Annotated in this window: 26 protein-coding genes; 8 read left to right on the top strand and 18 right to left on the bottom strand. The window is 67.5% G+C overall.

The window, feature by feature from the left end; genetic code table 11:
- Window positions 1-28: 28 nt before the first annotated feature.
- Entirely contained in the window at window positions 29-178 is a 150-nt protein-coding gene (locus AB0J95_RS40795) for a hypothetical protein (protein ID WP_364770412.1), read from the top strand.
- Between the two features lie 100 nt (window positions 179-278).
- Here AB0J95_RS40795 and AB0J95_RS40800 read toward each other — a convergent pair whose 3' ends face one another.
- Genes AB0J95_RS40800 through AB0J95_RS40810 form a run of 3 tightly spaced genes read right to left on the bottom strand, consistent with a single transcriptional unit; the run spans window position 279 to window position 2722 of the window.
- Entirely contained in the window at window positions 279-1088 is an 810-nt protein-coding gene (locus tag AB0J95_RS40800; RefSeq protein WP_364770414.1) for an ESX secretion-associated protein EspG, read from the bottom strand.
- Window positions 1081-1452, bottom strand: coding sequence for a hypothetical protein (locus tag AB0J95_RS40805; protein ID WP_364770416.1), 372 nt, complete (start codon window positions 1450-1452; stop codon window positions 1081-1083). Before AB0J95_RS40805 ends, AB0J95_RS40800 begins: the two co-directional genes overlap by 8 nt.
- 10 nt (window positions 1453-1462) lie before the next feature.
- Window positions 1463-2722: a hypothetical protein gene (locus tag AB0J95_RS40810; protein ID WP_364770420.1), complete on the bottom strand. Its 1260-nt coding sequence runs from the start codon at window positions 2720-2722 to the stop codon at window positions 1463-1465.
- A 119-nt stretch (window positions 2723-2841) separates the two neighbouring features.
- Here AB0J95_RS40810 and AB0J95_RS40815 point away from each other — a divergent pair, with 119 nt between their 5' ends.
- From AB0J95_RS40815 to AB0J95_RS40825, 3 genes are all read left to right on the top strand, one after another.
- Window positions 2842-3519, top strand: coding sequence for a metallophosphoesterase (locus AB0J95_RS40815; RefSeq protein WP_364770422.1), 678 nt, complete (start codon window positions 2842-2844; stop codon window positions 3517-3519).
- Entirely contained in the window at window positions 3509-4345 is an 837-nt protein-coding gene (locus AB0J95_RS40820) for a chromosome partitioning protein ParB (RefSeq protein WP_364770424.1), read from the top strand. Before AB0J95_RS40815 ends, AB0J95_RS40820 begins: the two co-directional genes overlap by 11 nt.
- 61 nt (window positions 4346-4406) lie before the next feature.
- Window positions 4407-5282 carry a hypothetical protein gene (locus tag AB0J95_RS40825; RefSeq protein ID WP_364770426.1) on the top strand — a complete coding sequence of 292 codons (876 nt, stop codon included), beginning with the start codon at window positions 4407-4409 and terminating at the stop codon, window positions 5280-5282.
- Here the strand turns inward: AB0J95_RS40825 and AB0J95_RS40830 are convergent.
- The 11 genes from AB0J95_RS40830 to AB0J95_RS40880 all read right to left on the bottom strand — a co-directional run bounded on the left by AB0J95_RS40830 (window position 5272) and on the right by AB0J95_RS40880 (window position 14620).
- Window positions 5272-6243, bottom strand: coding sequence for a hypothetical protein (locus AB0J95_RS40830; RefSeq protein ID WP_364770428.1), 972 nt, complete (start codon window positions 6241-6243; stop codon window positions 5272-5274). The genes AB0J95_RS40825 and AB0J95_RS40830 overlap by 11 nt on opposite strands.
- Before the next feature lie 124 nt (window positions 6244-6367).
- Window positions 6368-7549, bottom strand: a complete 1182-nt coding sequence (gene ugpC, locus AB0J95_RS40835; RefSeq protein ID WP_364770430.1) for a sn-glycerol-3-phosphate ABC transporter ATP-binding protein UgpC — start codon at window positions 7547-7549, stop codon at window positions 6368-6370.
- A gap of 2 nt (window positions 7550-7551) precedes the next feature.
- The gene (locus tag AB0J95_RS40840; protein ID WP_364770432.1) at window positions 7552-8394 is read right to left on the bottom strand and encodes a carbohydrate ABC transporter permease; all 843 of its coding nucleotides are present in this window, start codon (window positions 8392-8394) and stop codon (window positions 7552-7554) included.
- Window positions 8394-9269: a sugar ABC transporter permease gene (locus AB0J95_RS40845; protein WP_364770698.1), complete on the bottom strand. Its 876-nt coding sequence runs from the start codon at window positions 9267-9269 to the stop codon at window positions 8394-8396. The genes AB0J95_RS40840 and AB0J95_RS40845 overlap by 1 nt, the downstream gene beginning before the upstream one ends.
- Window positions 9270-9349: 80 nt before the next feature.
- Entirely contained in the window at window positions 9350-10660 is a 1311-nt protein-coding gene (locus AB0J95_RS40850) for an ABC transporter substrate-binding protein (protein WP_364770434.1), read from the bottom strand.
- Window positions 10661-10845: 185 nt separating this feature from the next.
- Window positions 10846-11370 (bottom strand): general stress protein, encoded by a 525-nt coding sequence (locus AB0J95_RS40855; protein WP_364770436.1) that lies wholly within the window; start codon window positions 11368-11370, stop codon window positions 10846-10848.
- Window positions 11371-11468: 98 nt separating this feature from the next.
- Complete coding sequence (locus AB0J95_RS40860; protein ID WP_364770438.1) at window positions 11469-12665, bottom strand: acyl-CoA dehydrogenase family protein; 1197 nt, start codon at window positions 12663-12665, stop codon at window positions 11469-11471.
- A gap of 77 nt (window positions 12666-12742) precedes the next feature.
- Window positions 12743-12895 (bottom strand): hypothetical protein, encoded by a 153-nt coding sequence (locus AB0J95_RS40865; RefSeq protein ID WP_364770440.1) that lies wholly within the window; start codon window positions 12893-12895, stop codon window positions 12743-12745.
- A gap of 90 nt (window positions 12896-12985) precedes the next feature.
- On the bottom strand, window positions 12986-13792 hold the full coding sequence (locus AB0J95_RS40870) for a slipin family protein (protein WP_364770442.1): 807 nt from the start codon (window positions 13790-13792) through the stop codon (window positions 12986-12988).
- Between the two features lie 204 nt (window positions 13793-13996).
- Window positions 13997-14290, bottom strand: coding sequence for a hypothetical protein (locus tag AB0J95_RS40875; RefSeq protein ID WP_364770444.1), 294 nt, complete (start codon window positions 14288-14290; stop codon window positions 13997-13999).
- A gap of 39 nt (window positions 14291-14329) precedes the next feature.
- Window positions 14330-14620 carry a hypothetical protein gene (locus AB0J95_RS40880; protein WP_364770446.1) on the bottom strand — a complete coding sequence of 97 codons (291 nt, stop codon included), beginning with the start codon at window positions 14618-14620 and terminating at the stop codon, window positions 14330-14332.
- 49 nt (window positions 14621-14669) lie between these two features.
- Between AB0J95_RS40880 and AB0J95_RS40885 the strand changes: the two genes are divergently transcribed.
- Together AB0J95_RS40885 and AB0J95_RS40890 are read left to right on the top strand one after the other, a co-directional pair.
- A complete protein-coding gene (locus AB0J95_RS40885) occupies window positions 14670-15932 on the top strand; it encodes a CBS domain-containing protein (RefSeq protein ID WP_364770448.1) in 1263 nt (420 codons plus the stop codon).
- Window positions 15925-16461 (top strand): DUF1003 domain-containing protein, encoded by a 537-nt coding sequence (locus AB0J95_RS40890; RefSeq protein ID WP_364770450.1) that lies wholly within the window; start codon window positions 15925-15927, stop codon window positions 16459-16461. Before AB0J95_RS40885 ends, AB0J95_RS40890 begins: the two co-directional genes overlap by 8 nt.
- A gap of 465 nt (window positions 16462-16926) precedes the next feature.
- On the opposite strand, the gene AB0J95_RS40895 is transcribed toward AB0J95_RS40890, so the two are convergent.
- Window positions 16927-17388, bottom strand: coding sequence for a MarR family transcriptional regulator (locus tag AB0J95_RS40895; RefSeq protein WP_364770452.1), 462 nt, complete (start codon window positions 17386-17388; stop codon window positions 16927-16929).
- 89 nt (window positions 17389-17477) lie between these two features.
- Here AB0J95_RS40895 and AB0J95_RS40900 point away from each other — a divergent pair, with 89 nt between their 5' ends.
- Window positions 17478-18611 carry a P-loop NTPase gene (locus AB0J95_RS40900; RefSeq protein WP_364770454.1) on the top strand — a complete coding sequence of 378 codons (1134 nt, stop codon included), beginning with the start codon at window positions 17478-17480 and terminating at the stop codon, window positions 18609-18611.
- Between the two features lie 31 nt (window positions 18612-18642).
- On the opposite strand, the gene AB0J95_RS40905 is transcribed toward AB0J95_RS40900, so the two are convergent.
- Entirely contained in the window at window positions 18643-18825 is a 183-nt protein-coding gene (locus AB0J95_RS40905; RefSeq protein ID WP_364770456.1) for a DUF397 domain-containing protein, read from the bottom strand.
- A 376-nt stretch (window positions 18826-19201) separates the two neighbouring features.
- Complete coding sequence (locus AB0J95_RS40910; protein WP_364770458.1) at window positions 19202-20068, bottom strand: helix-turn-helix transcriptional regulator; 867 nt, start codon at window positions 20066-20068, stop codon at window positions 19202-19204.
- A 135-nt stretch (window positions 20069-20203) separates the two neighbouring features.
- On the opposite strand from AB0J95_RS40910, the gene AB0J95_RS40915 reads away from it, so the two are divergent.
- A complete protein-coding gene (locus AB0J95_RS40915; RefSeq protein ID WP_364770460.1) occupies window positions 20204-22843 on the top strand; it encodes an NB-ARC domain-containing protein in 2640 nt (879 codons plus the stop codon).
- Between the two features lie 327 nt (window positions 22844-23170).
- Here AB0J95_RS40915 and tatB read toward each other — a convergent pair whose 3' ends face one another.
- Complete coding sequence (tatB, locus tag AB0J95_RS40920) at window positions 23171-23548, bottom strand: Sec-independent protein translocase protein TatB (RefSeq protein WP_364770462.1); 378 nt, start codon at window positions 23546-23548, stop codon at window positions 23171-23173.
- Between the last annotated feature and the right edge of the window lie 3 nt (window positions 23549-23551).

Raw genomic sequence — 23551 nt, forward strand, 5'->3', positions numbered from 1 at the left:
CCCTGTACACCCCAGGGAGGTCATCACCATGACCCGGCTGATCCTCAACCCCCTGTTCTGGGCCATCGCCATCATCCTCGCGTGGCTGGTACTGATCACCATGTCCATCGCCAACAACCCCAACGGCGCCCGCGCCCAGACAATGCCCACCGACACCCAAATCACCACCCCCAGATAACACCCACACACCTACGTCTCACCCCGACATCCCGCGCCCCAAGGGCCTCGCGGGATGTTCAGGCGCCCCAACCCAGGAGACGCAGCCAAAGAAGCGCCCTCTACCGGAGGTGCGCAGCCAGCTTCCGCAGCGCAGCACGGGTCTCATCAGGAGCCAAAGGATTCACGCTCATCCACTCCGAGTCCCCAGCCAGCTGAAACCGCCCATGGGGAGTGTCCAGCCAGCGAACCTCATCCCCAACCCGCTGCCACTCCTCCTCAGCCCCGTTCGACCGAACAGCAACCCCAGCCTGCCCATTCCCCCATACGGGCTGCAAATACTGAACCATCCGCCGCGAAACCCGATCGTCAACCCCATACCGCGCGAAGATCTCCTCAACCTGCCCAGGATCCAGCTGCACCGGCTGAACCCCGTCCTCAGTCGGCAGTGACGCCGTCAACGCATCAAAAGCCAGCTGCAAAGCCCGCCGCGGCAACGTAAACGGCGCGATCCCAGCCGGATCCAGCCGCGGAATGATCCGCATCAGCTCATCAACGGCATCGTCCAAAGACAACTGTCGCAAAAGGACAGAGCCGGTCTCCTCCTCCGCCCGCTGCACCACGATCAGCGCACTCGTCCGGTCCACCAGAACACAGGCGCCGACAGTGGTCTTCTCCTGCGCCACAACGAGATCCAGCACGCCATTGCCGAACCGCAGCAGGTGCACGAACTCGTCCGCCAGCCCCACCGGTCCCTCGGCGTCCGCGAGCCCGCGCTCCATCAACTGCGCCCGGGCCCCCTGGAACAGCAAGGCCCGCTCCGCGTCAGTGGACCCGAAGCTGGGGATCTCCAACGGGAAAGGCGCCTCCACCTCGGCGAAAGTGCACAGCAGGTCCACTTCCACCGGGTGGAGCACCGCGTCTTCACTCACGGAAGCCATCGCGCGCGACCGCGTCCGTTTCCTGGTACTTGGCGGCGGTCTTCTCGGCGCCGTCGACGAACTCCTGGAGGTTGGCCAAAGCCGTCTCGAGCTGTCCCGCGAGGCCGGCCTCACCCGCGATGCGGTCGGCGAACTTCTCCGACAACTCCTTGGCGGGCGGTGAAGTCCCGAGCATTGGCGCCAACGCGGGGTCCCGGAACTCGGCGACCTCGCGGCGCACCGCGTCGATGTCCGCCTTCACCTGGGCGACGGCAGCGGCGAACTCGCGCACCATCTCCGGTGAGACCTCCCACCCCTGGTCCCCGTGCATGGAAGGGACCGGGGCCGGAGCCGTGGTCGGGCTGTCGTCGTACATGGGTCCCCTCCTACAGGCCGATGACGGGCGGGGCGGCCTTGAGGTCGCCGGTGAACAAGTCCTCCTCGACCGGGAAGCGCCGCTTGTGCTCCTGGTCCTCTTCCTTGTTCGCGCCCGCGCCCATGCCGCCCGGTCCGTAGCCGGAGGCACCACCGGCCTTGCCGTACCGCGAGGCACCGCGTTCGATGTCCATGCCCCGGCCGCCACCGGCGCCCATCATCGGCGGCATGGCACCGGCGCCGAACGCCCCCGCGCCACCCGCTGCCAGCAGCCTGCTGTTGCGTGCGGCCATGTCCTCGGTCGCGCCGAGGCCGAACCCGGCGCCGCCGCCCGGGCCCATGCCGCCGTACGGGCCGGCGCCGGTCAACGAGTTCCACCGCGCACTGGGATTGTCCGCGAAGGACGGTGTGGTTCCCATGCCGGGCAAGGTTCCTATGCCGGGCAGGGTCCCTGGGCCGGCACCGGGGTCGCGCGGGCCGGGCATCGGTCCGCCCACGCCGGGAATGGTGTATCCCGGGGGCAGGACGCCGACGCCGGGCGGCGGCGTGGGCCGGTTCCAGATCGGGTCGACGATGCCGTCCTGCGGCTGGTTGAACTGCGGCGTGGCGCGGTCGATGCCGAGGATCGCGGTCTCGTACCGCGACATCGTCTGGACGGCCTTCTTCTTCAGCTTCTTCTTGCTGTTGCCGAACCCGAACGCGCTCGCGATCCCGCCGAGCACCGCACCCGCTGCCGCGCCGAACGGGCCGCCGATCGCGAACCCGGCGGCCGCGGCACCGCCGGCGGTACCCAGCCCGGACCAGAACCCGCCCTTGGGCGCGCCGGGCATCGTGCTCTGCGCCGACCGCAACGCGCCGCCCGAGTCGTCAACCGGCTCGGCGATCTGCGACGAGGTCTGCCCCAGGCTCTGGATCCAGCTGGCGTTGCGGGCGACAGTCCTGGTCGCCTCCTCCGAGCCCGCGCCGCCCCAGAACTGCATCAGCCGGACGAGCGACTGCTGCAGGTTGTCCGCGCTGGACGAGAGCTTGTCGCCCTGCCGCCGCCAGGTGTCGGCGAGGAACTCCAGCTGCGCCGGGTTGGCCTGGGTGGCCACGAACTTGATCAGCGTCTCGAGGCTGTAGCCGTTCCAGTTCGTGCCGCCGGTGACGTAGTGGTCGTCGGTCAGCCGCTGCTGGTGCTGCGAGCCCTGGCCCAGTCCCTGGACGCGCTGGATGAGCCCCTGGTAGTAGTTGCCGAGAATGCCTAAGAGTCCACTCTGGTTCGCCGGCACGGGTGTGCCCTCCCTCATGGCGACACTGACCATCGTTTCCGACGGTGACGTTAGTCCATGCGATCGGGTGAAGGAATCACTTCCGCGCAACTGGCCGGAACCTTCCGTAGGCTCGGGCAATGCCCAGGGTGCTGACGGTTTCCGACGAAGTCGTAGAAGCACTGTGGACCGACCAGGTACGCCGCCATTCGGTGGACTTGGTGCTGGCGGCCGGTGACCTTCCATTCGACTACCTGGAGTACCTGGCCAACGCGTTGGAACGGCCGTGTGTGCTCGTTCCCGGCAACCACGACGCTGACCTGGGCGGATATTCCCGCTCGCACGGGATGTGGACCCGCGGCGGGTTCCCGGCGCGCTGGCCGGGCCCGCAGGGCTGGGTCGACTCCGACGGCCGGGTGGTCGACGTGGCCGGGTTGCGGATCGCCGGGCTGGGCGGGTCGATCCGGTACAGCGCCGGGCCCAACCAGTGGACGGAGCGTCAGCAGGCGCGGCGGGTGAAATCGCTCGTCCGGGCGACAAGGCGCAGGTACCGTCGGGATGGGCGTGGCGTCGACGTGTTGCTGACCCACTCGCCGCCGCGCGGCGTCGGCGATGCGGAGGACCCACCGCACCAGGGGTTCAGCTGCCTGCACGAAGCGGTGCACCAGCTGCGGCCGGCCGTGCTGTTGCACGGCCACATTCACCCACATGGGCAGGACCTGCCGGAGCAGCGGCTGAACGGGACCCGGGTGATCAACACTGTCGGTTACCGGATCCTGGAGATAGGGACGGGCGCGGGAGGTGAAGGTGCACGGTGACACGGGGTTCCCGCGGGCGGACGCGGAGAACGACTTCCTGCGCGTGCGCCGCAGGCAGGTGCTGTCCCGGCTGGCCGCGTGGCTGCGCCGGGAGCCCGACGACGTCAACATCATGCTGCCGTTCACCGAGGTGGTCGACGCGCTCGGCCGGCAGGGCGAACGGCGGATCGGGCTGCGGGTGATCCGGCTGGACTCGATCGTCGGCAGCGTGGACCGCACCCGCGACTTCGACCGCCGGTTCCGGCCCACCTCTGGGCGGATGCGGGAACGCTGGGAGCGCCTCGCGGTCGCGCAGCGGCGCGGCGAGCCGATCCCGCCGATCGAGGTCTACCGGGTCGGCGACCTGCACTTCGTGTCCGACGGGCACCACCGCGTGTCGGTCGCGCTCGCGCTGGGTCAGGACACCATCGAGGCCTACGTGATCGAGGTGCAGACCAAGATCTCCGCGGCGGGCATCCGGTTCCGCGGCGACCTGATCGTCAAGGCGGACCGGCGGCTGTTCCTGGAACGCGTGCCGTTGTCCGGCGCCGCGCGGGCCGCGGTCGTGCTCAGCGACCCGTGGCGGTACACGGTGCTCAGCGAAACCGTTGAGGCGTGGGGGTTCCGGCTGATGCAGGACGAGTGCAGGTTCCTGGACCGGCCCACGGTCGCCGCTAGGTGGTACGTCGAGGAGTACTCCCCCGTGGTGGCGATGTTGCGGCAGGCCGGGCTGGTCGGCGGCCGGACCGAGGCCGAGGCGTACCTGGCGGTCAGCGAGCGCCGGTACCGTCTGATGAGGACACACCGGTGGGACGACGACGTGATCGCCGCCCTCCGCGACCAGTGAACTGGGGAAACCACCGGACTTTCCGATGATCTAGTGGTTCTCCCGGCCGGACAATGGGCCAATGGACGCGCTCGCGGAGGTTGTCCGCAGTGGCACGCTGTTCGGCCTCGACTCGAGCCACAGCCGGGAGGTCATCCACGGCGTGCTGCGGGACGAGGCCCACAGGTGCTGGGAGACCGCCTGTGAGTACGACGTGGTCACGTTCCACCGGGCCCGCCGGACGCTGGAACGCGGCCTGTGGGGGCAGGGGTTCGAGGTCCGGGTCAGCCGGGCGCCGTTCGCCGAACTGGTTGCCGCGCTTGATGTTCCGCTGGTTCATGTGTCGACGGCGTTGGACGGCGTGCAGACACATTGGCAGCCGTCCTCGGAGATGATCGTCGTGGTGGGCGCGGACGGGCAGGTCCGGTCGCTCAAATCGGCGTTCCTCGACTCTCCCGTGGTGCGCCACCGGTACCGCAACCAGGAAGGGGCCATGCGGGACATGATGGCCCTGGTGAGCCGGATGCCGCCGCGCAAGCGCCGGGAGTGGTTCTACTTCAACAAACCCGGCCCAGAAGACGTGAACGCGTGGTGGCTGGCGAACTGCATGGCCGTCACCCCAATGGCTTTGGTGCGGTGGTGGGACGTTCCCGTTGCCACCCAGGTGGAGTTCGGCGTGTGGGCCTGGGAACACGCCCAATCTCTGGGCGCGGTGTCCCCGTCCATGGCCGCGTGCCAGATCGCCTGTCACGTTGCCTGGGCAGAGGACTACCACAACACCACGGAGGTCCCTTCGGTCGGCTCCATTGTGCGGCCGTGTCTGGACCTGGTGACGGGATCGATGTCCCGGATGGACAAGAACCTGATCGACATGGCCGCCCTGCACCGGTACAAGCTCGCGGACACCTCCGAAGTGGACAACTGGCAGGCTCGCCGGCTGGCGCTGGCTACCGTGTGAAACGTTCCGGCAGCGGGCGGACCTGGTCCATCAACCGGTCCGCGTAGTTGTCCAGCAGCCTGGTGCCGACCTGCTGGGCGTAGCCGAAGATGACTCCCCACAACAGAAGCGCGGCCTGCGAGCCGACATAGACGATGCCGCTGACGAGACCCGCGCCCAGCGCCAGCATGCCGACCACCGCCAGCGCCGACCCGAGCAGGATCTTCACCAGCGCCTGGTATCCGACCAGCACGTACGGAGACAGGTCCGGTCTGCGCCGGATCAACAGCAGGACAACGGAAATCGTCGCCCCCAGAGCACCGAACAACTGCACGAGCCAGACATCCCAGCCGCTTGCGCTGGCCGTCCCGGTTGGACAAAGAGTGGCGATGAGCGTGCCGCGGTTGGGTGGGATGCACATCGGGATCAGGCCGGGCTTGAGGATGCCGATCAGGCCGAGCACGCTGTTGAGCACGAACAGGGCCACGCTGATCACGAACAGCTTGTTGCGCAACGCTCTTGCCGCCGCGTGTGAGTCGTCCGACGCGTCGAAGGCCGCCCGCAGCGCGTCGATCACCACTGCGCGGTCAGGGTTCTCCGCCTCGACCGCGAGCCGCCGAGGGTCGGTTTCCTCGAGATAGAGCCCGATGCGCGCCCGGAGCCCCGGCAACCGGGCCTCCAGCTCGGGATCGGCCGCCGCCAGGTAGATCTCGGCCTCGTGCAGCGCCCGCCACGCCCGCTCGATGTACCAGCCCGACCACCACGAAGCGCCCGACCGCCACCACTTCCGGTCCGCACTGCGCAGCGCCTCGTCCACGATCCGCAGCGACACCGCCGCCGCCGTCCTGGCCGCCTCCGTCGTGGTGTTGCCGGGCAGGGCGGCGAGATCCGCCCGCACCCGCCGGGCCCGCGACTCGACCGTCAGCTGCCAGTCCGTCACATCGACCGGCACCTGCCAACCCACAGTGACATTCTCCGCCATGAAGATCACCCCATGTAATAGTCGCACTTCAGCGGGCCCGATTTCGGCGACTGAACGAGTGATCTCCGGGTACGAAGCGTCAGGCCCGCGTGCCGGAAGCACACGGGCCTGACGAGAGGGATGTTTACTCCGTGTAGGTGAGGTTCTTGCCGTTGGCCGGGTCGAAGAGCTGGATCTTGTCCGCGTCGAACCAGATCTCCAGCGACGAGCCCTCGGCCGCCTCAGACGCGGCGGACAGGCGGGTGACCACCTGGGAGCCGCTTGCCGGGACGTCCGCGGAGCCGGAGTCGGCGGCCAGCTCCTCCAGTTCCTGTGAGGTGGCCTGGTCGCCTTCCACGGTGAAGTACGCGTACTTGTCCGACCCCATGGACTCCAGGACGTCGACGTGCGCCGTGAAGGTGCCGCCGCCGGCCTTGGCGGCCTCGTCGAGGAGGTGGGCGTCCTCGAAGTGCTCCGGGCGGATGCCGAGGATCACCTCGCGGGGCGCGTCGGCGGCCTCGACCAGGCGGCGCACGCGGTCGGTCAGCGCGAACTGCCCGAGTGGGGAGTTCACCTGGCCCTCCGCCAGCGTCGCGGGCAGGAAGTTCATCGAGGGCGACCCGATGAAGCCCGCCACGAACAGGTTGGCCGGGTGCTCGTAGAGGAACTGCGGCGACCCGATCTGCTGCACCAACCCGTTGCGCAGCACCACGACCCGGTCGCCGAGGGTCATCGCCTCGGTCTGGTCGTGGGTCACGTACACGGTCGTCGTGCCGAGCTGCTTCTGCAGCTTCGACAGCGAGGTCCGCATCTGCACGCGCAGCTTGGCGTCCAGGTTGGACAGTGGCTCGTCCATCAGGAACGCCTTGGGGCTGCGGACGATCGCGCGCCCCATCGCCACCCGCTGGCGCTGGCCACCGGAGAGGTTGCCGGGCTTGCGGTCGAGGTGCTGGGTCAGGTCCAGCGTCCTGGCCGCCTCCTCCACCTTCGCCCGGACCGTGGCATCGTCCACCTTGGCCAGCCGCAGCGGGAACGCCATGTTCTCCCGCACGCTCATGTGCGGGTACAGCGCGTAGGACTGGAACACCATCGCGATGTCCCGGTCCTTCGGCGCCTTCTCGTTCACCCGCTGCCCGTCGATGCGCAGCTCGCCCTCGGAGATATCCTCCAGGCCGGCGATCATGTTGAGCGTGGTGGACTTCCCGCAGCCGGACGGGCCGACCAGGATGATGAACTCGCCGTCGGCGATCTGGAAGTCCACTTCGGACACCGCGAGCGCGCCGTCCGGGTACCGCTTGGTCACCTTGTCTAGCACGATTTCAGCCATGATCAACCCTTCACGGCGCCGGAGGTCAGCCCCGCGACGATGCGACGCTGGAAGAACAACACGAACAGGATGATCGGGATGGTGATCACGACCGCCGCGGCCGAGGTCGTCCCGGTCGGGTCGTCGAAGTACGACGCACCGGTGAAGTACTGCAGCGCGGCCGGCACGGTCCGCGCCGCGTTCGTCGACGTCAACGAGATCGCGAACAGGAAGTCGTTCCAGCAGAAGATGAACACCAGGATCGCCGTGGTGAACACGCCGGGCGCCGCCAGCGGCGCGATCACCTTGCGGAACGCCTGCGCCGGGGTGGCACCGTCCATCTTGGCCGCCTTCTCCAGCTCCCACGGGATCTCCCGGAAGAACGCGGAGAGCGTGTAGATCGACAGCGGCAGCGCGAAGGTGATGTACGGCAGGATCAGGCCCGGCCAGGTGTCGAAGATGCCCAGCCCGCGTTCCATGTTGAACAGCGGGGACACCAGCGACACCTGCGGGAACATGGCGATCAGCAACGAGATCCCGACGAGTGCCTTCTTGCCGGGGAACTCCAGCCGGGCGATGGCGTAAGCGGCCATCGTGCCGAGCACCACCGCGATCAGCGTGGCGATCAGCGCGATGCCGATGGAGTTGAGCAACGCCCGCAGGAAGTCCGTGGTCTGGAAGATGTCGGCGTAGTTCTGCAGCGTCCACGACTTCGGGATGAAGCTCCCGTCGGTGAGCGTGTCCTTCGTCTTGAACGACAGCGACAGGATCCAGAGCACCGGCGTCAGCGCGTAGACCACGACGATGACGTTGACGATGGTCCACCGGGTCACCCGGCCCGGTGTCCGTACGGCGACGGTCGCCATCAGCGCTTACCTCCCGGATCCGAGCCCGGTGCCGCGGTACCGAACACTTTGATGAACAGGAACGCGATGATCGCCACCGTGATGAAGATCAGCACCGACATCGTCGAACCGATACCGAGGTTGAGCCCGCGGATCAGGTTGTTGTAGGTCTCCACCGACACCGACGACGTGCCCGCGGTGAGCACGAAGAGGTTGTCGAAGATGCGGAACGCGTCGAGTGTGCGGAACAGCAGCGCCACCAGGATCGCCGGCTTCATCACCGGGACGATCACCTTGGTGAACCGCTGCCACGCGCTCGCGCCGTCCATCGCCGCGGCCTTCAGCAGGTCGTCCGGGACCAGCGCGAGACCGGCCATCAGCAGCAGCGCCATGAACGGTGTGGTCTTCCAGACCTCGGCCAGCACCACGATCAGGAACGAGGGCACCTTCTCGCTGAGCAGGTCGTCGCCCGGCGCCAGCAGCTGGCCCAGGTACCCGGTGGTGTCCTGCCAGGCGTACTTCCACGAGAAGGCCGCCACCACGGTCACGATCCCGTACGGGATAAGGGTGACCGTGCGCACCAGCCCACGGCCGACGATGGTGCGGTGCATGATCAGCGCGAGCGCCATGCCCAGCACCAGCTCGATCACCACGGAGATCACGGTGATCAGCACGGTGATGCCGAACGCGTCCCACCAGTAGCTGTTGCTCAGCACGGTGGCGTAGTTCTCCAAGCCGACGAACTGGGTGGCGTTGGGGAACCGCAAGTCGTAGCGCTGCAACGACAACCAGATCGAGTAGATGATCGGCCACGCGGTGACCAGGACCATCACGATCGCCGCGGGCGCGCACAGCAGCCAGCCCAGCTTGCGCTCGGCCCGCTTGCCCTCGGACAGGACTTCCTTCTGCTTCTTGGACTTCGGCGGTGTCTCCGGGACGACCGGTTCGACGGCGTCGGTCTCGGGTGCTGCGTGGCTCACGGCAGAACCCCCTTCGAGTCAAGAGCGTCCTGCAGTTCGCGGCGCAGCCGGGCCGCGGTGTTCTGCGGGTCGATGCTCGCGGGCGGCGACAGCACGGTGGAGATCACCGTGGAGACGTTCTGGTAGGCGGGTGTCAGCGGGCGGGACGTCGAGTCCTGCAACGCGTCGATGATCGCGTCCTTCATCGGGTACGCGGTGTCCATCGTCGGATTGTTCTTGTCGTCCGCCGGTTTCGACGGGTCGGCTGGCCTCGGGTCGTCGTAGACGGTGCTGATCGACGGCGGCAGACCTTCGAGAATGGCTTGGTAGCGCTGGCTGTCCGCGGAGCGCAGGCACTTGATCGCGTCGAACGACTCGGCCGGGTGCTTGGAGTACGAGCTCACCGCGAGGTTCAGCCCGCCGACCGTCACCTTGGTCGGGGTGCCGGGGTCGATGCCCGGGTAGCTCGTCCACTTGAAGTGGGCCGCGCGGTCGGGGTTGGCCGCCTGGATGGAACTGTAGGCGTACGGCCAGTTCAGCAGGAACGCCGCCTGGCTGTTGGGCGCCTCGAAACCGTTCTGGATGTTCTGTTCCTTGGCGGTGCTCAACGACGGGTTGGTGACCCCCGAGGTGGCCAGCTTCTTGATGGTCTCCAGGCCCTTGATGGCGCCGGCGTCCATCGCGACGCTCTTGCCGTCGTCGGACAGGATGTGTCCGCCGGTCGAGGACACGATGGTGTTGTACTGCACCACATAGCCCTCGTACTTGGCGCCGGTCATCAGGATCTGGTACGGCTTGCCCTGCGACTTGAGCTGCTGCGCCTGCGAGATCATCTCGTCGAACGTCTTCGGCGGGGTGCTCACCAGCCGGTCGTCGTACCACAGCAACTGGACGTTGGTCTGTTTCGTCGCGCCGTAGAGCTTGCCGTTCCAGGTGGCCGTCTTGAGCGGGCCGGGGAACACGTCCTTCTCGGCCTCCGCCTTGTCCTGGCCGGTCCACTCCAGAACCCAGCCCGCTTCGGCGAACTCGGCCGTCCACACCACATCGAGACCGAGAATGTCCATTTCGGAGTCGTCGGCCGCCAGCCTGCGGACCATCTGCTCACGCTGGCTGTCGGCGTCACGTGGCAACTTGTTGTAGACGATGGTGTATCTGCCATTGGCCTGCTGATTGCACTTGTCGACGACCTTGTCGAAGACCTGTTCGGGAGCGGTGTAGACATTGAGCGTTATCCCCGAACTGGACCCACATGCGGTGACGAGGGAACCGGACAGCAATGCCGTTCCCATCACCGCGACAAGGCGCCTGCCCCTGCCGGCGCTACGCATCAGAACCCTGCCTCCTCGTTCTGGCGAGAAGCCGGGCTGCCCCGCTTGCCCGGCACCTCGCTGTGCCCCGGAACGCGATGTGCCCAATCTCACCTGTAACGCGTTCAGGTTCACTGAACCTAGGCGGCTTGATCACCCCTCGCAAGCGGTTCGCCGAATGCGAAGGTTAGGTTTCCATCAAGTCGTTATCGGGTACCACCCGATGGGCGCATTGACAACTTGGCCAGCAGGTCCCGGCCCCGTTCGGCGTTACGGGGCTGGCAAAGCACGTCGTATCGCCCGGCCACCAGCTGACTGGCCGACGCGAAATCGCGGCGCCCGCGAGTGGAGGCGTAACTCACCGCGGCGAAAGTCAGTCCGAAAACCACACCGGCGGCCACCCCGACCAGAACCGGGATCAGCGACACCGACTGGGTGGAGAACCAGGCCAGCAGGATGCCGACGAACAACCCGAACCACGCGCCGGACAGCGCGCCCGTGCCGAGTACCTTGCTCCACGTCAGCCTGCCGACGATGCGTTCGACCAGCATCAGGTCGACGCCCACGATGGTCACCTCGGTGACCGGGAAGTCCGCACCGGCCAGGTGCTCCACGGCGCGCTGCGCGCCCTCGTAGGTCTCGTACGACCCGATCGGCCAGCCCGTCGGCGGCGTCGGCAGCCGCGGCAACCCCGGATTGGGCCGCCCCTGCCCGGAAAAACCACCGGTCACGCCCGTTCACCTCTCCCACCAGACGCAGAATGTGTCCATCCTGCCAACTCCGGACACAACACGCTAATGGTGTGGTGAGAGGAACGTCCGGGGGTGTGCTACCCGCGGCTCTTGTATTCGCGGAGCAGGCCCCGGCTGATGATGGTCTTCTGGATCTCGCTGGTGCCCTCGCCGATGAGCAGGAAGGGCGCCTCCCGCATCAGCCGCTCGATCTCGTACTCCTTGGAGTAGCCGTAGCCGCCGTGGATGCGGAACGACTCCTGGGTGACCTCGGCGCAGTACTCCGAGGCGATCAGCTTGGCCATGCCGGCCTCGACGTCGTTGCGCTCGCCGGAGTCCTTCAGCCGGGCGGCGTTGACCATCATCAGGTGCGCGGCCTCGACCTTGGTGGCCATCTCGGCCAGCTTGAACGCGATGGCCTGGTGCTCGGCGATCGGCTTGCCGAAGGTGCGGCGCTGCTGGGCGTAGTCCACGGCCAGCTCGAACGCGCGGATCGCGATGCCGCAGGCCCGCGCGGCCACGTTGACCCGGCCGACCTCGACGCCGTCCATCATCTGGGCGAAGCCCTTGCCGGGCGCCTCGGCGAGCACCCGGTTCGCCGGCACCCGGAAGCCGGAGAACACCGCTTCCGTTGTGTCCACGCCCTTGTAGCCCATTTTGTCGATCTTGCCGGGGATGGTCAGCCCGGGCAGCACCTCGCCGAACCCGGACGGCTTCTCGACGAGGAAGGCGGTCAGGTTCTGGTGCGGCTTCTCGCCACCCTCGTCGGTCTTCGCGAGCAAGGCGATGAGCGTGGAGCTGCCGCCGTTGGTCAGCCACATCTTCTGGCCGTCGATGACGTACTCGTCACCGTCCCGCTTGGCGCGGGTCTTGATCGCCGCGACGTCCGAGCCGAGGTCCGGTTCGGACATCGAGAACGCGCCCCGCACCTCGCCGGTGGCCATCCGCGGCAGGAAGTACTGCTTCTGCTCCTCGGTGCCGTGCTGCTTGATCATGTGCGCCACGATGAAGTGGGTGTTGATCACGCCGGACACGCTCATCCAGCCGCGGGCGATCTCCTCGACCACCAGCGCGTAGGTCAGCAGGGACTCGCCAAGGCCGCCGTACTCCTCGGGGATGGTGAGCCCGAACAGGCCCATCTCCTTCATGCCCTCGACGATGTCGGCCGGGTAGGTGTCGCCGTGCTCGAGCTCCTGCGCGTGCGGGATGACCTCCTTGTCCACGAAGCCGCGGACCGTCGCGAGGATCTCGCGCTGGATGTCGGTCAGCCCGGCGGTCTGGGCAAGGCGAGCCATGATCCGCTCCCTACTCGTCGGCGTCAGTTACCGCTGAGTATCGCCGTTCGGGCGAGTCCCGCAGTGTGAAGCGCCTCTCAGCCGGCCAGCAGCTCCAGCTCCTGGCCACAGTGCCGGCAGCCGGCGGCGAACACGTGCACGTCCTGGTGGCAGGCAGGACACGTACGCAGGCTGCGCTCCAGCAGGTCGTCCTGCTCGCGCCGGCGGAAGATCCGAATGCGTCTGCTCATGCCGACCAGCGTTGCCCGCCGACCCCCGGAAATGGCAAATTGATCACGCTTTTTGTGGCCGGGCTCATAACAACCATCGACAGCGAGTAGTTATCCGGATTTCTCCTGTGATTGTTCTGTGATCTCCGCCGCTGGTTTCTGGTTCGCGCCTGCGGCACCTTCGAGAAACCTCAAGAGCTCGACCGGGAAGGGCAGCACGAGTGTCGAATTCTTCTCCGCAGCCACTTCAACGACGGTCTCGAGCAGACGTAACTGTAATGCGGCCGGTGTGTTCGCCATCACCGCCGCCGCCTCGGAGAGTTTCTGTGACGCCTGATACTCGCCGTCCGCGGAAATGACCCGCGCCCGCCGTTCCCGTTCGGCTTCCGCCTGCCGGGACATCGAACGCTTCATCGACTCGGGCAGCGCGACATCCTTGATCTCGACCCGGTCGATGTGAATTCCCCATTCCAGCGCCGGGCTGTCGATCATCAGCTCGAGGCCCTCGTTGAGCCGTTCCCGGTTGGCCAGCAGGTCGTCCAGCTCGCTCTTGCCGATGATCGACCGCAGGCTGGTCTGGGCGACCTGGGCGATGGCGTACCGGTAGTCCTCCACGCTGACGATCGCCTGCACCGGGTCAATCACGCGGAAGTACACCACCGCGTCGACCTTCACGGTGACGTTGTCGTGCGTGATCCCCTCCTGCGCGGGCACCGGCATCGCCACGACCTGCATGTTGACCTTGCGCATCCGGTCCGCGACGGGCATCAGGAACGCCAGTCCCGGATCCCGCGGCTGCTTGTGCACCTTCCCGAACCGGAACACCAGGCCGCGCTCGTACTGCTTGACCACCCGCGCGCTGCTACCGAGCCAGACCCCGCCGAGCGCCGCGATCCCCAGGAGAATTTCGACGAGCATGTGCACCACCGATTCTCTCGTGGTTCCGATGCTACGCCTGAGAAAGCGGCGCAGGCAGATGATCGGCTGGCGGTCACACCCGCCGGCCCAGCGGCTGCCCGCCGGGGTTCTTCGCGATCGGTACGCGGTCCATGACCAGCGGGTCTTGAGCACGCGGTAGCCGGGGCGGGCGGCCGGCACCCCCTCCATGCCGGCCGCCCGGGCTCATTCCTCCGACTGCGCCACGAAGATCCGGAAGTGGTAGGTGCGCATGGCGCCCTCGATGTACACCACCCAGCTGTCCTCGCCGATCTTGAACACCCTGCGGTTGCGCGGCATGGCGGGGTGCCGCGGCTGGTAGGTGCGCGCGAAATCAGCGGCGTGCCACCGCGCCTCGTCCCGGTTGGCGAACCGCCGGATCGTGGTGAGCGACCACCGCTGGCTGTCGCCGCCACCAACGGTCTCCTCGATGAGGACGTACCACCCGGTCACCGGTACGGGATCCTGCGGTCTCGACATGCCACTCAGACGCGTGGGCCTGCGCGGCCGTTCCCGGGATCAGCTGGGGATGAACTGTTCCAGGTAGGCCACCCACACGCGGAAGTACGGGCGGTGCATGGCCCGTTGGCTCAGCACCAGCCAGGACTCCGGGCCGGTGCGGAAGATCCACCGGCCCTTCTCCTTCATCACCCTGGGCTTCAGGTAGGTCTGGGTGAGGCGGGCGGCATCGGCCAGCGCCTCCTCGCGGGTGCGGAACGGCCGGGTCTCGGTGATCGCGCCGGCGTGGTTCTGCCCTTCCTGGCCGGTGTGGTTGGTCTCGACGAGCACGTACCAGCTGCCTGCGTCCATGCCCCCAGTCTCCCGGGCGCGGTGATCGGGTGGCCGCTAGCCTGGGGACGTGGCTGGCACGAACAGGGTTTTCGCGGCGCAGCTCGCGGGTCTGGCGGTGTTCGGGCCGGACGGCGAGCAGATCGGCAGGCTCCGCGACATCGTGGCCGGGCTCCGCACGGACCGGCAGCCGCCCCGGGTGCTCGGTGTGGTGGTGGAGCTGGCGACGCGGCGGCGCATCTTCGTGCCGATGCTGCGGGTCACGTCGATCGAGCCGTCGGCGGTGACGTTGTCCACCGGTTCGGTCAACATGCGGCATTTCCACCAGCGCATCAACGAGATCCGCGTGCTGGGCCAGCTATTGGACGCGCACGTGGTGATCGAAGCGGACGAGACCACCGCGGTGATCGAGGACGTGGGCATGGAGCCGACCCGCACGCGCGACTGGGTGCTCGGCCGGGTGGCGGTGCGCGAGCGGCTGGGCCGGTTCGGGCGGCGCGGGCCGGTGCGGGTCATCAAGTGGGAGGACGTCAGCGGGCCGGGCATCATGGAGTCCGAACCCCAAGGGGCGCAACAACTGCTGACCACGTTCGAGAACATGCGGGCGGCCGACGTCGCGGTCGCGCTGCGGGACCTGCCGGCCAAACGCCGCTACGAGGTCGCCGACGCGCTGGACGACGAACGGCTCGCCGACGTGATCGAGGAACTGCCCGAAGAGGACCAGAAGGACGTGCTGGCGCACCTCGACGAGGAACGCGCCGCCGACATCCTCGAGGCGATGGACCCGGACGACGCGGCTGACCTGCTGGCGGAACTGTCCGAACTGGACAAGAACCGCCTGCTGGACCTGATGGAGCCGGAGGAGTCGGCGCCGGTCAAGCGCCTGCTGGAGTACTCGGCGGAGTCCGCGGGTGGTCTGATGACCTCCGAACCCGTGGTGCTCAGCCACGACGCCACCATCGCGGAAGCCCTGGCGCGCGTACGAAACCCCGACCTCACCCCGGCGTTGGCGAGCATGGTGTTCGTGACCCGGCCGCCCACCGCGACGCCAACCGGCCGCTACCTCGGTTGCGTGCACCTACAAAGACTGCTGCGTGAACCCCCGTTCGAACTCGTCGCGGGTGCCCTCGACACCGAGCTGGCGAAACTGCCGCCGACCGCATCGCTCGCCGAGGTGACCCGGTACTTCGCGGCGTACAACCTCGTGTGCGCGCCGGTCGTGGACGAGGGCGAGCACCTGCTGGGCGCGGTGACCGTGGACGACGTGCTGGACCACCTGCTGCCCGAGGGCTGGCGGGAGAACGGGTTGTGGGAGGCGAGCGCCGATGCCTGAGGTGACCACCCGCCGCAGGCTGGACCAGCCGCGGCGGCCGCGCAGGCTGCGGTTCGAGATCGACCCGGAGGCGTTCGGCCGGTTCTCCGAACGCCTGGCCCGGTTCCTGGGCACCGGCAAGTTCCTGTTCTGGCAGACCCTCATCGTGGTGATCTGGATCTGCCTGAACCTCGCGGCGGTGTCCCTGCGCTGGGACCCATACCCATTCATCCTGCTCAACCTGGCGTTCTCGACCCAGGCGGCCTACGCGGCACCGCTGATCCTGCTGGCCCAGAACCGCCAGGACGACCGCGACCGCATCTCCCTCGAAGAAGACCGCCAACGCGCCGCCCAGACCAAAGCCGACACCGAATACCTGGCGCGCGAACTCGCCGCCCTCCGCATCGCCGTCGGCGAAGTCGCCACCCGCGACTACCTCCGCGGCGAACTCGACCAACTCCGCAAAGACCTCCACGTCAAACCCCGCACCACCCGCGCGACCGCGGAGCGTGTCCGCGACAACCCCGCCTGGCAGGACCGAGCGAACTGACGGTGGCTCCGGCGCGATTCCGGAATCCGCGAGAGGGTCAGCCACACGGATCGCGCGACGATTCCGGACTGCGTGGATTCCGGACTGCGCGGCCACAGGAAGGCTCGGCCACCGCGGCACAAACGACACCTTGTCGGCCGTGCCGGGGCTGCGGCCAGCGGCCGGACTATGCGTAAACCGGACGGTGCAGATCGGGTCGGCGCGGCGCTAACCGACGAGACTGTACGGGTCGGCATGGTCCAGATCGCGACGGCTGTACTGAAACAGCGGCCCTGTGGACAGAGCGGCGGGACTGTGGATAGCCCAACGCTCCAGGGAGAGATCGGTGCTCTCGACCCGGGGTTCCCCCAATTTCAACATTACCGCAGGCCACCGACAGTTTTGACGGCCGATCACCCAGAGGTGAGGGGCGCGTCATCCAGAGGCTGGGTCGCGCTGGTGCTGGGGTGAGCCCGCTAATGGTGGTCAGTGCTGGGCTTGGGCTATGCGTTCGCAGAGGGCGCCGATGGTGGCGAGTTCTTCTTCGGTCAGCAACGTCACGAAATGCTGGACGACGCCCGCCAGGTGTGTCTTCGCGGCGGTGCCGAGGCGGTTCGCGCCCGCCGGAGTGAGGCGTGCGACCACGCCTCTGCCGTCGCCGTCGACGCGTTCCCGGATGACCAGGCCCGCCCGTTCCAGACGGTCGACCAGCCGGGTCACTCCTGATCTTGACAGCAGCACCGCCTCGGCCAGCTCGGCCATGCGTAGCCGCTGGTCAGCGGCCTCGGCGAGCTGGGCGAGGACGTCGTACGCGCCGAGCGAAAGCCGCTGTTCGGCGAGCAGCTCCGCCTCCAGGCACCGGGTGACCTTCGCGTGCGAGCGCAGGAAGGAGCGCCAAGCGTCGATTTCGCTTCGGCTGGGCAACCGGGTTGCCGCTAACTCCGGCACATTTCCCGATGTTACGGAACGCGCGCAAGTGACTGCACAGTGCCCTGTCGTACGGGCGGCCCGGCTGGTCGCGTTCTGGCCGCCGTAGCATGAGAAAGGTGCTACCAACTGTCGAAGCGGTCCGTACGGCGCTCGCGGGCGTCCAGGACCCGGAGATCCACCGGCCGATCACCGACCTCGGCATGGTCAAGGACGTCACCGTGCACCCCGGCGGTGCCGTTGACGTGGCGGTGTACCTGACGGTCGCCGGTTGCCCGCTCCGCGACAAGATCACGCGCGATGTGACCACCGCCGTGTCCGCCGTCGAGGGCGTGACCGATGTGCGCGTCGAGCTGGACGTGATGAACGACGAGCAGCGCACCGCCATGCGCAAGTCGCTGCGCGGCGACGAGCCGAAGATCCCATTCGCCGAGCCGGGCTCGATGACGCGCGTGTACTGCGTCGCCTCCGGCAAGGGCGGGGTCGGCAAGTCCAGCATCACTGTGAACCTCGCCGTGGCCATGGCCGAGCGGGGACTGTCCGTCGGCGTGGTCGACGCCGACATCTACGGCCACTCGGTGCCGCGCATGCTCGGCGCGACCGGGAAACCGACCAGGGTCGAGTCGATGATCATGCCGCCGCAGGCCAACGGCGTGAAGGTGATCTCGATCGGGATGTTCACCCCCGGCAACACCCCAGTGGTGTGGCGCGGCCCGATGCTCCACCGTGCCCTCCAGCAGTTCCTGGCCGAGGTGTTCTGGGGCGACCTCGACATTCTCCTGCTCGACCTCCCGCCGGGCACTGGCGACATCGCCATCTCGGTGGCCCAGCTGATCCCCAACGCCGAGATCCTGGTGGTCACCACCCCCCAGCAAGCCGCCGCCGAGGTGGCCGAGCGCGCCGGGGCGATCGCCTTGCAGACCCGCCAACGCATCGCGGGCGTCATCGAGAACATGTCGTGGCTGCAGATGCCGGACGGTTCCAAGATGGAGATCTTCGGGACGGGCGGAGGCGAGACCGTGGCCTCTTCGCTGAGCCGCGCCGTCGGCTCGGATGTCCCCCTGCTGGGTCAGGTCCCCCTGGACACCCGGCTGCGGGAGGGCGGCGACGCCGGCACCCCGCTCGTAACTTCGGAGCCTGAGGCACCCGCGTCGGTCGTGCTCAAGGACATCGCCAAGCGCCTCACGGTCCGGGCGCGGGGCCTGGCAGGCCGCATGCTTTCGGTGACCCCAGCGGGCAGGTGATCGCTGCGCCCCTGGGGTCCGCCCCAGGGGCCTACTGGCCTGCGGTCAACCGGACGAACGAGGCCCACGCCTGCTGTCCGATGTGGAGCATGCCGCCGTCTCGATGTTTGGTGTCCCGCACGAGCACAGATTGCGCGGTGATCTTCACTTCCACGCAGTTCGGGCTGCCAGGCCCGCTGAAGCTACTCGTGAACCAAACATTGGCTCGTGCCATGGCCGCTTGCTCCTAGATCGTTCAAGAAAACAAGGATAGAGGAGCAAATTAGCTTGGCCCGATTTCCGACTTCACTTCAGGGCACCCCAAATGCGGCCATGTTACGAGGTATAGGACAATATCCTGTTGAGGATAAGCCGGACAAAGCCGCAATGGTCTAGACCAACCATTGGTTCCCCGTGAGCGACCTGCCTATCCACGCCACCCACCAGCAGCAACGTGACCGATCCCCGCAACGACACCTGCCACACGATAACGCAGGAGTGGTCCGACCAGTCGAGGTTATTCTCTGATTTTATCACCATAAATTTCGGTCTGACGACCGGGCGGGCGTCTCAGCCGAAATTCTCGAAAGCCTGCCAAAAAGGTGCGGAAATTACCCGTCCGACAACAGCTCCTCGATCATGAATCGCGATTCCGCAGAACTCATGGCGAGTTCTTGAAGCAGGTTGAACGCCACCGCCATCTTGTGCGTGTCGGGGGTCTCTTCAAAGAAGTTCGAGGGGCCGTAGGACACTGGCATGTTGCCGATCGGCCGCAACGGTTCGGCGAAGAAGAACAGGACCATCCCGCTCTCGGGCGCGGGGTTGCCGGGCACCGTCGACGAGATCACGCGGATGTCGATGTTCGGGTAGCGGTCGATCACGTGCAGCAGGTGTGCCAACTGTGCCCGCATCACCTCCGGGCTGCCCATCTCGGTCCGCAGGGCGTCGTCGGTGATGATGAACCGCAGGGCCTTGGGCGGGTCGGCACCAAGCATCTCGCGCTGGCGGTTGAGGCGGTAGTCGATCCGGTTGCGACGCTCCTTCCAGGACGGCTCCCACCACACACCGTCCCCAATGGACATCTGCGCCTGCACATAGTCCTCGGTCTGCAGCAGACCGGGAATGACTCCCTTGCTGTAGTGCCAGATCTCGGTGGCCAGGGTCTCGATCTGGGCAAACCGTTCGAACTCTCTTGGCAGGGCATCGGCGTACCGCCTGCGGGAGGAGCGCTTGCGGGCCTCGACGCCCAGTTCGAGCAGCTCCCGCTTCTCCTTCGCCCCGGCCCCGAGGTAGTCCAGCAGGGTCGCCAGGTCCTCGGCGGTGATGCGGCCGTTGCCCTCGATCACGCGGATCAGCTGGACGCGGTTCTTGTCGATCGCCGCGGCTGCTTCGTCAAGGGTCTTACCGGACTGCTGGCGCAGCCTGCGGATGGCATCGCCTAACAGCCGCCGGGGAACGGTGGGGACGCCGCCAGCCACGTAGCCTCCAGAATTGCACCCATTTGTCCCCGAGAATTAAGCAACGTAGTTGCTATTCTAGTGTTACGTAACACTTAGCACCAGCGATCTTCCGGAGGGCGCGCCGAGACCGATCTGGGTGTTGGAGGAGCGGCCATGTACGCATCCGAGGGCGACCCTGCATCAGAACTGCTGGCCAGCGGCGTGAACTGGCTCGCGCGCCATGTGAACGCCGTGATGACGTCCCCGTGGTGGCCCAGACCTTGCTCGGCGGTGCACCGCACGATCGTAGTCGTTGATGTGGCGGGCTTTGGCGATCCACAACGGACGAACCGGCTTCAGCTCCGGATCCGCGACGGCATGTACCGCGTCCTGCGTCGGGCATTGGCGCGGGCGGGGATCGTGTGGGAGGTCTGCCGCAAGGAGGACCGCGGGGACGGGGTGTTCCTGCTGGCGCCGCCTGGGATTGCGAAGGCCCGGTTCTGTGTGGATCTGCCCCGGACGTTGGTCGAGGAGCTGCAGGCGCACAACCGCGGACGGCGGCCCGAGGAGCAGATCCGGATGCGGTTGGCGCTGCATGCAGGTGAGGTGAACTACGACGGGCACGGGGTGACTTCGGCGGCGGTGAACCTGGCGTTCCGGCTGGCGGATGCGCCCGCGTTGAAGGCGGCGCTGGCCGGGTCGCGGGCGGTGCTGGCGATGATCGCTTCCGACTACTTCTTCACCGATGTCATCCGCCACCACCCAGCGAGCCACCCGGAGACCTACCGTCCGGAGACGGTCACGGTCAAGGAGACGACCGTGCCAGCGTGGATCAGGCTGCCTGGAGCGGCAAAACCCGTTCCACTGCAGCAGAACCTGTCCGTGCCGCGGCAGCTTCCTTCGATCCCGCCGTTCTTCGCCGGGCGCCGGACCGCGCTGGCCCAACTGTCCACAATGGGCATCTCGGCGATCAGTGGGATGGGTGGGATCGGGAAGACGTGGCTGGCGTTGAGGTGGGCGAAGGACCGGTTGGATGAGTTCCCGGATGGTCAGTTGTATGTGAACCTGCGGGGGTTTGACCCGTCTGGGGCGCCGACGCCGGTGCATACAGCGGTTCGTGGGCTGTTAGATGGGTTAGGGGTTACTAGCATCCCTGTGGACCTGGACGCGATGACGGCGTTGTACCGGAGCATGGTGTCCACCAAGCGAATGCTGATCCTGCTCGACAACGCGGTGGACAGCTCACAGGTCATACCGTTGCTGCCCGGCAGTTCTACGTGCACTGTGTTGGTGACGTCGCGCCACAGGCTGACGGGACTCGTCGTGGGCTACGGTGCACGTCCGGTCGAGTTGGACGTTCTCGACGACGAAGAGGCGTACGAGCTACTGGCGGGCCACATTGGCAGTCGCCGTATGGCCGACGAACCCATAGCAGTCGCCCAGCTCATGTATCAGTGCGCGGGACTGCCGTTGGCGTTGGGAATTGTGGCAGCGCGGGCGACGATGCATCCCGAGTTCCGGCTGGAGTCGTTGGCGCAGGAACTCGAGGACAGCAGGCTGGATGTCCTCAATGGCGGCGAGCTGTCCGCGAACCTGCGTTCGGTGATGTCCTGGTCGTACCAGGCACTTCCGGAGCAGGCGGCCCGCGTGTTCGGCGCATTGGGCCACATCCCCGGACCGAGCATCACCTTGCCTGCGGCAGCCGCGTTGACCGACCTACCAGAGCCCGTAGCCCGCGAAGTCCTACAGGACCTGTCTAACGCGCACCTTGTGCAGCAGTACGCACCCGGGCGCTACCGCATGCACGACCTTGTACGGCTGTATGCGGCGGAACAGGGCACGTGTCTAGACGCAGTGCGCAACCTGGTGTCGTACTACGTGCACGCGGCGCACGTCGGTGAGCGCGTGCTGTTCCCCCACCGCTACCCCATCACCATCTGCGGCCCGTCTTACGCAGTACCCCAGTTCGCTACAGACACCGATGCCATGGCGTGGTTCGACGCGGAACTCCCGTGTCTACTCGCAGCACAGGCCACAGCTTCACAGCACCGCTGGGACCCCCTCGTGTGGGAGCTTGCCTGGGTGCTGCACGGGTACTTGTGGCGGCGCGGGCGTATCCACGAGCAGCTCACCACCTGGCGCGCCGCTCTGGCCGCCGCCCAACGCCTCGACCTCCCGGCACAGGCCCTCGCGCACCGGCTGCTCGGCCAGACCGCCATCCGTGCGGGGCTGACCGCCGAGGCCAAGGAACACCTACGCTGGGCCCTCGTGCTGACCCGCGAGATCGGCGACCGCGTCGGCGAGGCACGGACCCACTACGACCTCAGCTGGCTCACATCCGACTCGGAGATCGCTCTCGACCACGCCAGCCGTTCGCTGAAGTTGTTCAGCCCCATGGGAAACCCGGTCTGGGAGGCCGAGGCGCTCAACCGGATCGGCTGGCACCGCGCCATGCTCGGCGACCTGGCCAACGCCCGCCCCGCCTGCGAGCAGGCCCTGGCGCTGTTCACCGAAAACGACAACCGCCAAGGCCGGGCCTCCGCACTGACCAGCCTCGGCCTGATCGCGCACCGATCCGGAACGCCGGCCGAGGCGATGCGGTTCTACCGGGACGCGCTGGTGCTGTGCCAGCAACTGGGCGCGCGGTACGAGGAGGCCGAGACCTTGGAACACCTCGGCCGCCTGCACTGCGCGCTTGGGCACAAGGCCGAGGCCGAGCGGACCTGGCGGCAGGCGCTGGGGCTGTACGTCGAACAGTGCCGCACCATGGCCGCGGAGGGCCTGCGGCAGCAGCTGGCGTGCGTCGCCGCGTGATCGATCTACCGGCGGGATGGCCGGGCTCGCAGGATGGGAAGAGTCGGCCACAGCCCTGACCGAAGCGGATGCCGACCGCCGGGCTGCTCCTCCGCACAGATGCGGCGCCTGGGCTCGGCGATCGGATAGCCGATCCGGCGGCCTCCAGCGGCTCCGCCGGGACGATGGCTGCGGTGCGCAGCAGATGAGTGGCCCGGACGGTGGTCTTCGGCGTGGCTGGGTTCGGCGGGATGGCGGAGGGTAGGCGAGGCGGTTCGGGGGCCGCTCAGGCGGCCTTCAGCGCGGTGGGGCTCCGCCGGATGATGGAGGGCCTTTGACGGCCGCCGGTCAGGTGGCGTCGGGGTCGAAGGGGGGTTTTTCGCCGGGGCTCAGCGGGGGCTGGGTGGTGGGCGCGGCGGGTGGAGGGGTGTAGCCGTTGGGTTTGGTGCCGTTGGCCGGCTCGTCGTTGAACAGGTGCTGGGTGACCATGCGTTTGGGGTCGAAGTTGCGCAGCTCGCGGAGGTTTTCCAGGGGTTTGCGCAGCTCGTCGAACTCGGGGCCCATCTCGTTGCGCAGCTGGTCACGCGCGCCGGTGGCGAACTCGCGGACCTTGCGGATGCTGCGCCCGAGCCACGCCGCGGCGCCGGGCAGGCGCTCCGGGCCGAGGATGAACAGACCGGCCAGCAACAGGACCAGGATCTCGCCCCAGCCAATGCTGTCGAACATCGC

Origin of the sequence: Actinocrispum sp. NPDC049592, assembly GCF_040675465.1 — a bacterium.
Classification (GTDB): domain Bacteria; phylum Actinomycetota; class Actinomycetes; order Mycobacteriales; family Pseudonocardiaceae; genus Kibdelosporangium.

Bases quoted from the DNA above. Each gene is read 5' to 3' on its own strand.
- AB0J95_RS40860 (WP_364770438.1), bottom strand. From the start codon at position 12,665: ATGGCTCGCCTTGCCCAGACCGCCGGGCTGACCGACATCCAGCGCGAG.
- AB0J95_RS40915 (WP_364770460.1), top strand. From the start codon at position 20,204: ATGTACGCATCCGAGGGCGACCCTGCATCAGAACTGCTGGCCAGCGGC.
- AB0J95_RS40900 (WP_364770454.1), top strand. From the start codon at position 17,478: ATGAGAAAGGTGCTACCAACTGTCGAAGCGGTCCGTACGGCGCTCGCG.
- AB0J95_RS40825 (WP_364770426.1), top strand. From the start codon at position 4,407: ATGGACGCGCTCGCGGAGGTTGTCCGCAGTGGCACGCTGTTCGGCCTC.
- AB0J95_RS40795 (WP_364770412.1), top strand. From the start codon at position 29: ATGACCCGGCTGATCCTCAACCCCCTGTTCTGGGCCATCGCCATCATC.
- AB0J95_RS40850 (WP_364770434.1), bottom strand. From the start codon at position 10,660: ATGCGTAGCGCCGGCAGGGGCAGGCGCCTTGTCGCGGTGATGGGAACG.
- AB0J95_RS40870 (WP_364770442.1), bottom strand. From the start codon at position 13,792: ATGCTCGTCGAAATTCTCCTGGGGATCGCGGCGCTCGGCGGGGTCTGG.
- AB0J95_RS40865 (WP_364770440.1), bottom strand. From the start codon at position 12,895: ATGAGCAGACGCATTCGGATCTTCCGCCGGCGCGAGCAGGACGACCTG.
- AB0J95_RS40805 (WP_364770416.1), bottom strand. From the start codon at position 1,452: ATGTACGACGACAGCCCGACCACGGCTCCGGCCCCGGTCCCTTCCATG.
- ugpC (WP_364770430.1), bottom strand. From the start codon at position 7,549: ATGGCTGAAATCGTGCTAGACAAGGTGACCAAGCGGTACCCGGACGGC.
- AB0J95_RS40840 (WP_364770432.1), bottom strand. From the start codon at position 8,394: ATGGCGACCGTCGCCGTACGGACACCGGGCCGGGTGACCCGGTGGACC.
- AB0J95_RS40815 (WP_364770422.1), top strand. From the start codon at position 2,842: ATGCCCAGGGTGCTGACGGTTTCCGACGAAGTCGTAGAAGCACTGTGG.
- AB0J95_RS40875 (WP_364770444.1), bottom strand. From the start codon at position 14,290: ATGTCGAGACCGCAGGATCCCGTACCGGTGACCGGGTGGTACGTCCTC.
- AB0J95_RS40905 (WP_364770456.1), bottom strand. From the start codon at position 18,825: ATGGCACGAGCCAATGTTTGGTTCACGAGTAGCTTCAGCGGGCCTGGC.
- AB0J95_RS40830 (WP_364770428.1), bottom strand. From the start codon at position 6,243: ATGGCGGAGAATGTCACTGTGGGTTGGCAGGTGCCGGTCGATGTGACG.
- tatB (WP_364770462.1), bottom strand. From the start codon at position 23,548: ATGTTCGACAGCATTGGCTGGGGCGAGATCCTGGTCCTGTTGCTGGCC.
- AB0J95_RS40880 (WP_364770446.1), bottom strand. From the start codon at position 14,620: ATGGACGCAGGCAGCTGGTACGTGCTCGTCGAGACCAACCACACCGGC.
- AB0J95_RS40890 (WP_364770450.1), top strand. From the start codon at position 15,925: ATGCCTGAGGTGACCACCCGCCGCAGGCTGGACCAGCCGCGGCGGCCG.